Raw genomic sequence first — 11,570 nt, 5'->3', positions numbered from 1 at the left:
GGTCAGGGGTGTGCGGGCACCGTCGTCAGCAGCGGCTTCGGGGACGTCCCGCCCGAGGGGGAGCCGAGGGCGGTCAGCGTCAGGACCACGGCGAACGCGAGGGCGAGACCGGTGGCGGCGGCGACGAGGGTGCGCATACGGGGGCCTCCCCACGGTTGAGCTGATGCACCGTCAGGTTTGTCCGCACCGTAGCAACGCGCGGCGGAGATGAGAACACGTTGCACACACAACGACGCCCCTCCCGTAAGAGGGGCGTCGTCCGTACTGGTCGTCCGTACTGGTCGTCCGTACTACCTGAGAACTACGCGCCGGGGCTCGTGGACGGGCTCGGCGAGGACGTCTCGGCCGCCGCCACGGTCAGTTCGACGGTGAGTGTCGCTCCGCCCGCGGTGTTGACGCGGAGCAGGAACGTGCCGGTGGCGTCGTCCGCGTACAGCTTCGGCAGCTTCAGCAGGCCCTTGGCATCCGTCTTCAGGGCCTTCAGGGTGCGTACGGCCTTGCCGTCGGCGTCCTTGAAGTAGGGGCCCTTGTCGTTGGCCGTCGGGTCGTCCGCCGACTTGATCAGCGTGGCGGTGGCCGCGACGCCGTCGGCGACGGCGCCCTTGTACGTGGCCTTCACCTCGACCTGGTCGGCGAACTCGCCGCCCGGGGCGCAGGTCAGCGCGGTGTCACCGGTGCGGGCCAGCACGTCAGCGGCGCGCTCGGTGACGGTGGCCGTGTAGTCGAGGCCGGCGACCGTGCGGCCCACGACGGTGGCGCGGACGGTGACCTCACCCGTCTTCTCCCCCGCCTGGAGTGCGGGAGCGACGGCGACGCCGGAGCTGTTGGTGGCGACCGTGGCCATGTTCTCGCCGCCGGTGAAGGTGGTGTCCGTGCTGCCGATGATCGTGAAGCGGACCCTGACCTTGCCGACGGCCTTGCCGGCCTTCGTCTCGGCGCGGGTGCTGATCCGCTTGGTGAACGCGTCTCCGGCCATGGCGGTGAGCTTGGCGGTTCCGGCGTCCTCCAGGTGGTCCACCGTGTCGGTGTTGGTGGGAGGCGTCGAGGGGGGTGGGGTCGGGGTGGTGCCGGGGTCGGTGGGCGGCTTCGGGGTCGTCGAGCCGCCGCCGGGCTTCTCGGGCTTGGGGCCGGGCTTGGGCTTCGAGCCACCCGGCCCCGGGGTGGTCGGCGTGCTCGGGGTGCTCGGGGTGCTCGGCGTGGAGGGCGAAGGGCTCGACCCGGCTCCGTCGTCGCTGCGGTTGCCGGGCAGCGTGCCGGTGCCGTCGGGGATCTCGTGCGTGCCCTTGCGGTAGTACTCCACCCAGCGCATGACCAGGTTCAGGTACTCCCGCGAGTTGTTGTAGCTGAGGATCGCGCGGTCGAGGTCGTCCTGGTCGGACAGGTCCCAGTCGAAGCGGCACAGGTAGTGCCCGGCGGCGAGCGCCGCGTCGTAGATGTTGTTGGGGTCCCTCTTGCCGTCGGCGTTGCCGTCGCGGCCGGCCCAATTCCAGGTGGACGGGATGAACTGCATGGGGCCGACGGCCTGGTCGTAGGAGCTGTTGCCGTCGTAGGCGCCGTCGTCGGTGTCCCGGATGAGGGCGAAGCCGTTGCCGTCGAGCTGCGGGCCGAGGATGGGCGAGATCGTCGTGCCGTCGGCGTCGACCCGGCCGCCGCGGGCCTGGCCCGACTCCACCTTGCCGATGGCGGCGAGGAGTTGCCAGGGCAGGTTGCAACCCGGCTTGGCCTCGTTCAGCGCGGTCTCGGCCTTCTTGTAGGCGTCGAGGACCGTCGCGGGGATGCCCGCCTCGGCGGTACCGGGGGCGGCGGGGCCCGTTCCGGTACTCGGGGACGGGTTCGGGCTCTTGAGCGGCGGCAGGTCCGTGTAGTACGGCGAGTTGCCGGTGGCGCTGCCCTCGGAGGCACTCGCGTCGGGTGAGGGCGTGGCGTCCGCCGCGGTCTGTCTGCCGTGGTCGTTCACGCCCGGAGCCTGGGAGGCGGACAGTGCCGCGACCGCTACCGCGGCCACGGCGGTGGTTGCCGCCCCCTTGCGCAGCCTCCTGCCGAATTGCGCCGCCATAGAGTGAACCCCTCCCGTGGACGCTCCAGCGCCCGTCTCTGCCTGTCGCGCACTTCTGTTGCGTTCGCGCTCTTCTGTTGCGTTCGCTCTGTTGTGACGATCGACCGGCCCGAGTGGTTGCCCTCCGGCAGGCATGTCTCTCGTCCCCGGCACGGTGACCCTGGCGACCCTACGGCAACTTCCTTTGCTCGGGCACCCGTTCGTGCCCGGTTTTCACCGGTTGGTCATGGGGCGAGTTCGGCGGGCGGCCGATGTTCGGCATCCCGCATACTGGGCGGTCCGATCGCTGGGCAACGACCGTCACCAGGAGCAGAGTTGCCGTTCACGCTGAGCCACGCGGCGGCCGTGCTGCCCGCCGTACGCACCGACGGGACCGGCCGGGGCCCGCTGGTCCCCGCCGTCCTCGTGGCGGGTTCCCTCGCGCCCGACATGACCTACTACGCGGCGAGTGTGCTGTCCGGGGCGATGGAGTTCGGTGACGTCACGCACGCGTTCCGGGGCGTGTTCACGGTCGATGTGCTCATCGCCTGGGCGCTGGTGGGGCTGTGGCTGCTGATGCGTGAGCCACTGGTGGCGCTGCTGCCGCGGGCCCGGCAGGGTCGGGTGGCCGCCCTGGTGCGATGCGGGGCGCCCCGCGCGCGGGTGACGCCCGCCCTGGTGGCGCGGTGGTACGTGTCCGCGGTGCTCGGTGCGCTGACGCACGTCGTGTGGGACGCGTTCACGCACCTCGACCGGTGGGGGATGCGGCTGTTTCCGGTGCTGGGCCGCGAGGTGGCGGGCTCGCCGCTGTACTGGTACCTGCAGTACGGCGGTTCGGCGGTTGCCGCGGTGGTGATCGCCGTGTTCGTGGTGCGCGCGCTGCGGCGGATGCCCGTGCGCGAACCGGTGGGGGTCCCGGTGCTGGCGGCACGGGACCGCTGGGCGGCCGGGGCCGTGATCGGCGGCTTCGCGCTGGTGGGGGCGGTGCAGCGGGCGGCGCGGTGGTGGGCCTACTGGGGTTCGGCCGCGAAGCCGTGGGAGATCATTCCGACGGTGTGCTTCGGCGCGGGGGCGGGGCTCGTCCCGGCGCTGCTGTTGTACGCCGTGGTGGTCAGGGCGCGGCGCCCGGTTCCGGCCCCCGGCGGTCCTGGCCGTACCGGCGATACGGAGCCGAGCCGTCCGGCCGCTCGCTGAGGGGCTCGGCCATCGCGATGTACACCGTGATGGTGGTGTGCGCGGGGCGCGGCCGCGGAAGCAGGGTGAGGACGAGGGTCAGGTAGCCGCGCGCCCGGTCGGACCAGGCCCGGCGGGGGGTGGCTCCGCCGGTTTCGCCGGGTGTCCCGGGACTGCCGGGCAGGTCGCCGGTCTCCGAGAGCGCAGTGAGCAGGCCGGCGGAGTCGGTGGGCCGGCGTCCGAAGGCCAGGCGGTTACGGAGACCCGCCGTCGTCCGGCGCAGGGCCGTGGCGCGGGTCTCGGGGACGCGGAGCGTGCTTGAGTCGGCCGCGTAGACCCGGACCGGCGCAAGTGCCACGCCTGGTGCCGTGCGGCCGAGGAGCGTGCGTATACCCATGCCCGCATCCTTGCGACGGTCGGGGGCGGGGGCGCCTTCACGGGGGCCACGCGAGTGATGGTTTTGGTGGGGCTGGGCCCAGGGCGGGCCCTGCTCGGCCGGGGTGGGGGCCCGGATGGGATCGGGGCCGGGGTGGGATCGGGGCCAGGGTGGGACCGGGGCCAGGGTGGGACCGAGCCAGGTCCGGTACCTCGGCGGAGGCGGGACGGAGCCGGGCCGGCCTTCTCCGGCCGCCCGACGAGCCCCGGTCCCGAAGCACCACCCCGCCCCTGCTCCCTGCCCAGCCCGGCCCGACCCAGCCCGGCCCAAGCAGCGCAGCGCGGCGCGGCGCCTAGTGTGCCGCCGACTCCCAGTCCGCCCCCGCGCCCACCGAGACGCCCAGCGGGACACGGAGGTGCACCGCGTCCGCCATCTCGCGGCGGACGAGTTCCTCGGCGGCCGCGCGCTCCCCCGGGGCGATCTCCAGCACGATTTCGTCGTGCACCTGGAGCAGCATCCGGGACTCCAGCCCGGCCTCCTTCAGCGCGTCGCCCACCTTGAGCATGGCGATCTTCACGATGTCGGCCGCCGTGCCCTGGATGGGCGCGTTGAGGGCCATCCGCTCCGCCGCCTCACGACGCTGGCGGTTGTCGCTGTTGAGGTCGGGGAGGTAGCGGCGGCGCCCGAAGAGCGTCGCCGTGTAGCCCGTCGCCCGGGCCTCGTCGACCGCGCGGCGCAGATAGTCCCGTACGCCGCCGAACCGCTCGAAGTAGGCGTCCATCAGGGCGCGGGCCTCCGCCGCCTCGATGTTCAGCTGCTGGGAGAGGCCGAAGGCGGACAGTCCGTAGGCCAGGCCGTACGACATGGCCTTGATCTTGCGGCGCATCTCGGCGTCCACCGCGGTCGGCTCGACCGCGAAGACCTGGGAGGCGGCGGTGGTGTGCAGGTCCTCGCCCGAGGTGAAGGCCTCGATCAGGCCCTCGTCCTCGGAGAGGTGGGCCATCACGCGCAGCTCGATCTGGCTGTAGTCGGCCGTCATCAGGGACTCGAAGCCCTCGCCGACGACGAAGCCGCGGCGGATGGCGCGGCCCTCGTCGGTGCGGACCGGGATGTTCTGCAGGTTCGGGTCCGTCGAGGACAGGCGGCCGGTGGCGGCGACCGTCTGGTTGAAGGTGGTGTGGATCCGGCCGTCCGCGGCGATCGTCTTGATCAGGCCCTCGACGGTGACGCGGAGCTTGGCCTGCTCGCGGTGGCGGAGCATGATCACCGGCAGCTCGTTGTCCGTCTGGCCGGCGAGCCAGGCGAGGGCGTCGGCGTCCGTGGTGTAGCCGGTCTTCGTCCGCTTCGTCTTGGGCAGGGCCAGCTCGCCGAAGAGGACTTCCTGGAGCTGCTTGGGCGAGCCGAGGTTGAACTCGTGCCCGGCCGCCGCGTGGGCCTCCTTCACCGCCTGCTGGACTGCGCCCGCGAACATCTGCTCCATGGCCTCCAGGTGGGCCCGGTCGGCCGCGATGCCGTGCCGCTCCATGCGGGCGAGCAGCGCGGACGTGGGCAGCTCCATGTCGCGCAGGAGGTCGGCCGCGCCGACCTCCTCCAGGCGGCTCTCGAAGGCCTGGCCCAGGTCGAGGACGGCGCGGGCCTGGATCATCAGGGCCTCGGCCTCGGCGCCCTCGTCCGCGCCGAAGGCGAGCTGGCCGTCGGCAGCGGCGGCGGGGGTCAGCTCGCGGTGCAGGTACTCCAGGGACAACGCGTCCAGGTCGAAGGAGCGGCGGCCCGGCTTGACCAGGTAGGCGGCGAGCGCGGTGTCCATGGTGACGCCCTCGACGCTCCAGCCGTGCTCGGCGAAGACCCGCATCGCGCCCTTGGCGTTGTGGAAGGTCTTGGGCCGCTCGGCGTCGGCGAGCCAGGCGGCGAAGGCCGTCTCGTCGGCCTCGTCCAGCTGGGAGGGGTCGAACCAGGCGGCCGGTCCGCCGGGCGCGGCGAGCGCGATCTCGGCGACCGAGCCGGTGCCGAGCGCCCAGGTGTCGACCGTGGCGATACCGAGGGGCTGCGTGCCGTGCTCGGTGAGCCAGCCGGTCAGCTCGCCGGTGCCGAGCACCGTGCCGTCCAGCTCCACGCCCTCCGTGCTGACCGGGGTGGTCTCGGCCTCCTCGGCGCCGGGGTCGACGGCGAAGAGCCGCTCGCGCAGGGAGGGGTTGCGGATCTCCAGGGTGTCCAGGACCACCGCGACGGCCGTGCGGTCGTAGGGGGCCCGCTCCAGTTCGGTGACGCCCTTGGGGAGCTCCACCTGGCGCTCCAGCTCGGTGAGCCGGCGGTTGAGCTTGACCGCCTCGAGGTGGTCGCGGAGGTTCTGGCCGGCCTTGCCCTTGACCTCCTCGACCCGCTCGACGAGGTCCGCGAAGGAGCCGAACTGGTTGATCCACTTCGCGGCGGTCTTCTCGCCGACGCCGGGGATGCCGGGGAGGTTGTCGGACGGGTCGCCGCGCAGGGCCGCGAAGTCGGGGTACTGCGCGGGCGTCAACCCGTACTTCTCGAATACCTTCTCCGGGGTGAAGCGGGTCAGCTCGGAGACGCCCTTGGTCGGGTACAGCACCGTGGTGTGCTCGCTGACCAGCTGGAACGAGTCACGGTCGCCGGTGACGATCAGCACTTCGAAGCCCTCGGCCTCGGCCTGGGTGGCGAGGGTCGCGATGACGTCGTCCGCCTCGAAGCCGTCCACCGCGAAGCGGGCGGCGCCCATCGCGTCGAGGAGCTCGCCGATCAGCTCGACCTGGCCCTTGAACTCGTCCGGGGTCTTGGAGCGGTTCGCCTTGTACTCCGTGAACTCCTGGGACCGCCAGGTCTTGCGGGAGACGTCGAAGGCGACCGCGAAGTGCGTGGGCTCCTCGTCGCGCAGCGTGTTGGCCAGCATCGACGCGAAGCCGTAGATCGCGTTCGTCGGCTGGCCCGTCGCGGTGGTGAAGTTCTCCGCGGGCAGCGCGAAGAACGCACGGTAGGCCAGCGAGTGCCCGTCCATGAGCATCAGTCGCGGGCGGCTGCCGCCGGAGGTCTTGTCGGTCGTCTTCGATGCTGTCTCTGCCACGCCCCCGATCCTGCCACGCCCCACTGACACTCGGCCCCGGCCCCGGCCCCGCGGGCTCCGGGGCCGGATGTCCCCCGGGCCCGCCCCCACTCGATGTCACCACCCCGTGCGAGGATCGGAGACCTGTCTCACAGCGCAGGAGACCTGTCTCACAGCACAGTCGAAGGGGAGCGTGCGATGGCGACGAAGCCGCCCAAGAGTGATCCGGTCCAGGACGCGCCGCAGGTCGCCGGGCCGAAGCACGCGGCCGCGGGCCTCCCCGCGATCGGGCACACGCTGCGCATGGCCCAGCAGCAGATGGGCGTGAAGCGCACCGCGCTGACGCTGCTGAGCGTGAACCAGAAGGACGGCTTCGACTGCCCGGGCTGCGCCTGGCCCGAGCCGGAGCACCGGCACAAGGCGGAGTTCTGCGAGAACGGCGCGAAGGCGGTCGCCGAGGAGGCCACGCTGCGCCGGGTCACGCCCGAGTTCTTCGCCGCGCACCCGGTCGCCGATCTCGCCGGCCGCAGCGGCTACTGGCTGGGACAGCAGGGGCGCCTCACCCACCCCATGTACCTCCCCGAAGGGGGCACGCACTACGAGCCGGTCACCTGGGAGCGCGCCTTCGGCATCATCGCCGAGGAGGTCACCGCCCTCGCCTCCCCGGACGAGGCCGTCTTCTACACCTCCGGGCGCACCAGCAACGAGGCCGCGTTCCTCTACCAGTTGTTCGCCCGCGAGCTCGGCACGAACAACCTTCCCGACTGCTCGAACATGTGCCACGAGTCGTCCGGCTCGGCCCTGTCGGAGACGATCGGCATCGGCAAGGGCAGTGTCCTGCTGGAGGACCTGTACAAGGCCGACCTGATCATCGTCGCGGGCCAGAACCCGGGGACGAACCACCCGCGCATGCTGTCCGCCCTGGAGAAGGCCAAGGCCAACGGGGCGAGCATCATCAGCGTCAACCCGCTGCCCGAGGCGGGCCTGGAGCGCTTCAAGAACCCGCAGACCCCACAGGGCATGCTCAAGGGCGCCGCCCTCACCGACCTGTTCCTGCAGATCCGCATCGGCGGCGACCAGGCCCTCTTCCGTCTCCTCAACAAGCTGATCCTCGGTACGGAGGGCGCGGTCGACGAGGCGTTCGTCCGGGAGCACACGCACGGCTACGAGGAGTTCGCCGAGGCCGCCCGCGCCGCCGACTGGGACGAGACCCTCGCGGCCACCGGGCTGACCCGGAAGGAGATCGAGGACGCCCTGCGGATGGTCCTCGCCTCCGAGCGCACCATCGTGTGCTGGGCGATGGGCCTCACCCAGCACAAGCACTCGGTCCCCACGATCAGGGAAGTGGTCAACTTCCTCCTCCTGCGCGGCGACATCGGCCGCCCGGGCGCGGGCGTCTGCCCGGTGCGCGGCCATTCGAACGTGCAGGGCGACCGCACGATGGGCATCTTCGAGCGCCCCGCCCCGGCGTTCCTGGACGCCCTGGAGAAGGAGTTCGGCTTCGCGCCGCCGCGCGAGCACGGCTTCGACGTCGTACGGGCCATCCGGGCGCTGCGCGACGGCGAGGCGAAGGTCTTCTTCGCCATGGGCGGCAACTTCGTCTCGGCGTCCCCCGACACGGAGGTCACCGAGGCGGCGATGCGGCGGGCCCGGCTGACCGTGCACGTGTCGACGAAGCTGAACCGCTCGCACGCGATCACGGGCGCGCGTGCCCTGATCCTCCCGACGCTCGGCCGTACCGAACGCGATCTCCAGGGCAGCGGCGAGCAGTTCGTGACGGTCGAGGACTCGATGGGCATGGTGCACGCCTCCCGGGGCCGGCTGGAGCCCGCGAGCACGCACCTGCTGTCCGAGCCGGCCATCGTCTGCCGCCTGGCCCGCGGCGTGCTGGGCGAGAACAGCCGCACACCCTGGGAGGAGTTCGAGAAGGACTACGCGACGATCCGGGACCGGATCGCGCGCGTGATCCCCGGCTTCGAGGACTTCAGCGCGCGCGTGGCCCGTCCGGAAGGCTTCGCCCTCCCACATGCCCCGCGTGACGAGCGCCGCTTCCCCACCGCCACCGGCAAGGCCAACTTCACCGCCGCGCCCGTGGAGTACCCGGAGCTGCCCGAGGGCCGCCTGCTGCTGCAGACGCTGCGCTCGCACGACCAGTACAACACCACGATCTACGGCCTCGACGACCGCTACCGGGGCATCAAGAACGGCCGCCGGGTGGTGCTGGTCAACCCCGAGGACGCGCGGACGCTGAAGCTGGCGGACGGCTCCTACGTCGACCTGGTCAGCGAGTGGAAGGACGGCGTGGAGCGCAGGGCGCCGGGCTTCCGGGTCGTGCACTATCCGACGGCCCGGGGCTGTGCCGCCGCGTACTACCCGGAGACCAACGTACTGGTGCCGCTGGACGCCACGGCGGACACCAGCAACACCCCGGCCAGCAAGTCCGTCGTGGTGCGTCTGGAACAATCGGCCACCGACTGAGCGTTTGCTCAGCCACAGAGCCAGCCGCAGTGACCAGGACGAACGGAGCCCGGCCCCATGGGTGAGCAGCAGCATGTGAAGTTCCCGCAAGAGGTCATCGACGAGTACGCCGCGCTCGGCGTGGACCTCCTGGCCCTGTTCTCCGCGGGCCACCTCGGGACCCGGATGGGCGTCCAGATCCTCGAGGCGTCGGCGGACCGGGTCGTCGGGACGATGCCGGTGGAGGGCAACACCCAGCCCTACGGACTGCTGCACGGCGGGGCCTCCGCGGTGCTGGCCGAGACACTCGGCTCGGTCGGGTCCATGCTGCACGGCGGCAGCTCCAAGATCGCCGTGGGCGTCGACCTGAACTGCACCCACCACCGCGGGGCACGCTCCGGCCTCGTCACCGGCGTGGCCACACCCGTGCACCGGGGGCGCTCGACCGCCACCTACGAAATCGTCATCACGGACGAAAGCGACAAAAGGGTCTGCACCGCCCGCCTCACCTGCATGCTGCGCGACGTGAACCCGGGCGACGAGGAACTGATCCGCGCCGCGCGCTGATCCGGCCGCCCCACACATTCCGGCTCGACGCCGTCGCGAGGGAACACCCGAGCGGCGGCGTCCGCGCGTGGACACATAACCGGACGACTCAACTCCCCCGTCGAAACAGGCAGGTTCCGGTTCACCGTGACATCACGGTGGAATTAACTGTTTCCAATTGTTCGGAACTCCCCCTGGAAACGGGCCGCCCCTTTCTCGGCGTAACGCTCCGTAACGCGCGCGCAATACAACACCTCGGCCCCCTCTTCGGCCGCGCCCGCCCCCGGGACCTTTCCGATCCCGCCCTCCCCGCCTGCGCCACGTCGACCGCACGATCTCGGCCATGGCCAACCGGAAGTGCGGGTTCTCAGAATGCGGACTTCGGAGAAAAACGGTCAAATCCGCCGAGATGGCCCACCGGAGAAGCCGGGCATCCACCGCGTCATAACAAGAAAGTCACAAGCCGTCCCACGCCGCTGACCCTGCCTCCACACCGGGCTTAGAGTCACGGCCAGTCACCGCTCCATCGGGAGTTCGGTACCAGCGCGGCACTACCCCCCGACCAAGGGCGGGCCTGCCTGTGAAAGGACTGATCGTGCGACAGCGTTCCTTGGTGATTCTTACCTCCGTTCTGACGACCGGAGCTCTGACTCTCACCGCCTGCGGGTCCCGAGACGACAGCGGCGACAAGAGCGGAGACAGCGGCGGCGGCACCACGCTGACCATCGGCGTCGACGCCCCCCTGTCCGGTGAGAACTCCACCACCGGCCTCGGCATCCAGTACGGCGCCCAGATTGCCGTCGACGACGCCAACAAGAACAACTGGGTCCCGGGCGTGAAGTTCAAGCTCAAGGCCCTGGACGACAAGGCGCAGCCCGCCACCGGCCAGTCCAACGCCACCAGCATCGTCGGCGACAAGACCGCCGTCGGCGCCGTCGGCCCGCTGAACTCCGGCGTCGCCCAGACGATGCAGCAGGTGTTCGCCTCGGCCAACATGGTCCAGATCTCCCCGGCCAACACCAACCCCGAGCTGACCCAGGGCAAGAACTGGCAGACGGACAAGAAGCGTCCCTACAAGACGTACTTCCGCACCGCCACCACCGACGAACTGCAGGGCAGCTTCGCCGCCGGCTACGCGTACAACGGCCTCAAGAAGAAGAAGGCCTTCGTCGTCGACGACAAGCAGACCTACGGCGCCGGCCTCGCGAAGATCTTCGCCGAGCAGTACAAGAAGATGGGCGGCAAGGTCGTCGCGACCGACCACGTCAACACCGGCGACAAGGACTTCGGTTCGCTCGCCACGAAGATCAAGAACTCCGGTGCCGACCTGGTCTACTACGGCGGCCAGTACGACGAGTCCGCGCTGATCACCAAGCAGCTCAAGGACACCGGCGTCAAGATCCCGCTGTTCGGCGGTGACGGCATGTTCGCCTCCACCTACATCGAGGCCGCCGGCAAGTCCTCCGAGGGCGACCTCGCGACCGCGATCGGTGTCCCCGCCGACACCCTGCCCGCCGCCAAGCAGTTCATCCAGACGTACAAGGACAAGGGTTACAAGGGCGACTACGGCGCCTACGGTGCCTACGCCTACGACGCCACCACCGCCATCATCAAGGCCGTCAAGGCCGCCGCCGACGCCAACGGCGGCAAGGTGCCCACCGACATCAACGACCTGCGCTCCAAGGTCGTCGACGGTGTCCAGAAGTCCGACTTCGAAGGCCTCACCGGCAAGATCTCCTTCGACGAGTACGGCGACACCACCAACAAGCAGCTGACGGTCTACCAGGTCGAGAAGGGTGCCTGGAAGGACGTGGAGACCGGCACCGCCGACCTGAAGTAGTCGGCCCGCCACAACGCCGCACCACGGGCCGCGCGGAAGGAAGACCCCGACCGCGCGGCCCGTTTCCACACCCCCCACAGCACAC

Annotated in this window: 8 protein-coding genes; 4 read left to right on the top strand and 4 right to left on the bottom strand. The window is 70.9% G+C overall.

Features of this window, described 5'->3' with window-relative positions; translation table 11 throughout:
- Positions 1-2: 2 nt before the first annotated feature.
- Together ACZ6I3_RS03620 and ACZ6I3_RS03615 are read right to left on the bottom strand one after the other, a co-directional pair.
- Positions 3-137 carry an SPW_0924 family protein gene (locus ACZ6I3_RS03620; RefSeq protein WP_382827939.1) on the bottom strand — a complete coding sequence of 45 codons (135 nt, stop codon included), beginning with the start codon at positions 135-137 and terminating at the stop codon, positions 3-5.
- 164 nt (positions 138-301) lie between these two features.
- On the bottom strand, positions 302-2,056 hold the full coding sequence (locus tag ACZ6I3_RS03615; protein WP_469411306.1) for a lytic transglycosylase domain-containing protein: 1,755 nt from the start codon (positions 2,054-2,056) through the stop codon (positions 302-304).
- Positions 2,057-2,371: 315 nt separating this feature from the next.
- Between ACZ6I3_RS03615 and ACZ6I3_RS03610 the strand changes: the two genes are divergently transcribed.
- The gene (locus ACZ6I3_RS03610; RefSeq protein ID WP_469411305.1) at positions 2,372-3,229 is read left to right on the top strand and encodes a DUF4184 family protein; all 858 of its coding nucleotides are present in this window, start codon (positions 2,372-2,374) and stop codon (positions 3,227-3,229) included.
- Here ACZ6I3_RS03610 and ACZ6I3_RS03605 read toward each other — a convergent pair.
- Entirely contained in the window at positions 3,147-3,605 is a 459-nt protein-coding gene (locus ACZ6I3_RS03605; RefSeq protein WP_469411303.1) for a hypothetical protein, read from the bottom strand. The genes ACZ6I3_RS03610 and ACZ6I3_RS03605 overlap by 83 nt on opposite strands.
- A 331-nt stretch (positions 3,606-3,936) precedes the next feature.
- A complete protein-coding gene (gene polA, locus ACZ6I3_RS03600) occupies positions 3,937-6,663 on the bottom strand; it encodes a DNA polymerase I (protein WP_469411301.1) in 2,727 nt (908 codons plus the stop codon).
- A 177-nt stretch (positions 6,664-6,840) separates the two neighbouring features.
- Between polA and ACZ6I3_RS03595 the strand changes: the two genes are divergently transcribed.
- The 3 genes from ACZ6I3_RS03595 to ACZ6I3_RS03585 all read left to right on the top strand — a co-directional run bounded on the left by ACZ6I3_RS03595 (position 6,841) and on the right by ACZ6I3_RS03585 (position 11,485).
- Positions 6,841-9,120, top strand: a complete 2,280-nt coding sequence (locus tag ACZ6I3_RS03595; RefSeq protein WP_469411299.1) for an FdhF/YdeP family oxidoreductase — start codon at positions 6,841-6,843, stop codon at positions 9,118-9,120.
- 57 nt (positions 9,121-9,177) lie between these two features.
- Positions 9,178-9,666, top strand: coding sequence for a PaaI family thioesterase (locus tag ACZ6I3_RS03590; RefSeq protein ID WP_189728884.1), 489 nt, complete (start codon positions 9,178-9,180; stop codon positions 9,664-9,666).
- A 589-nt stretch (positions 9,667-10,255) separates the two neighbouring features.
- Positions 10,256-11,485 (top strand): branched-chain amino acid ABC transporter substrate-binding protein, encoded by a 1,230-nt coding sequence (locus ACZ6I3_RS03585; RefSeq protein ID WP_469411685.1) that lies wholly within the window; start codon positions 10,256-10,258, stop codon positions 11,483-11,485.
- The last annotated feature ends 85 nt before the right edge of the window (positions 11,486-11,570 follow it).

It is taken from the genome of Streptomyces sp. NPDC041940 (assembly GCF_055589465.1).
This window is presented reverse-complemented; position numbering and strand designations above follow the sequence as displayed.

Excerpts from the sequence above, each read along its gene's own strand:
- ACZ6I3_RS03590 (WP_189728884.1), top strand. The coding sequence starts at position 9,178 with ATGGGTGAGCAGCAGCATGTGAAGTTCCCGCAAGAGGTCATCGACGAG.
- ACZ6I3_RS03605 (WP_469411303.1), bottom strand. The coding sequence starts at position 3,605 with ATGGGTATACGCACGCTCCTCGGCCGCACGGCACCAGGCGTGGCACTT.
- ACZ6I3_RS03595 (WP_469411299.1), top strand. The coding sequence starts at position 6,841 with ATGGCGACGAAGCCGCCCAAGAGTGATCCGGTCCAGGACGCGCCGCAG.
- ACZ6I3_RS03615 (WP_469411306.1), bottom strand. The coding sequence starts at position 2,056 with ATGGCGGCGCAATTCGGCAGGAGGCTGCGCAAGGGGGCGGCAACCACC.
- ACZ6I3_RS03620 (WP_382827939.1), bottom strand. The coding sequence starts at position 137 with ATGCGCACCCTCGTCGCCGCCGCCACCGGTCTCGCCCTCGCGTTCGCC.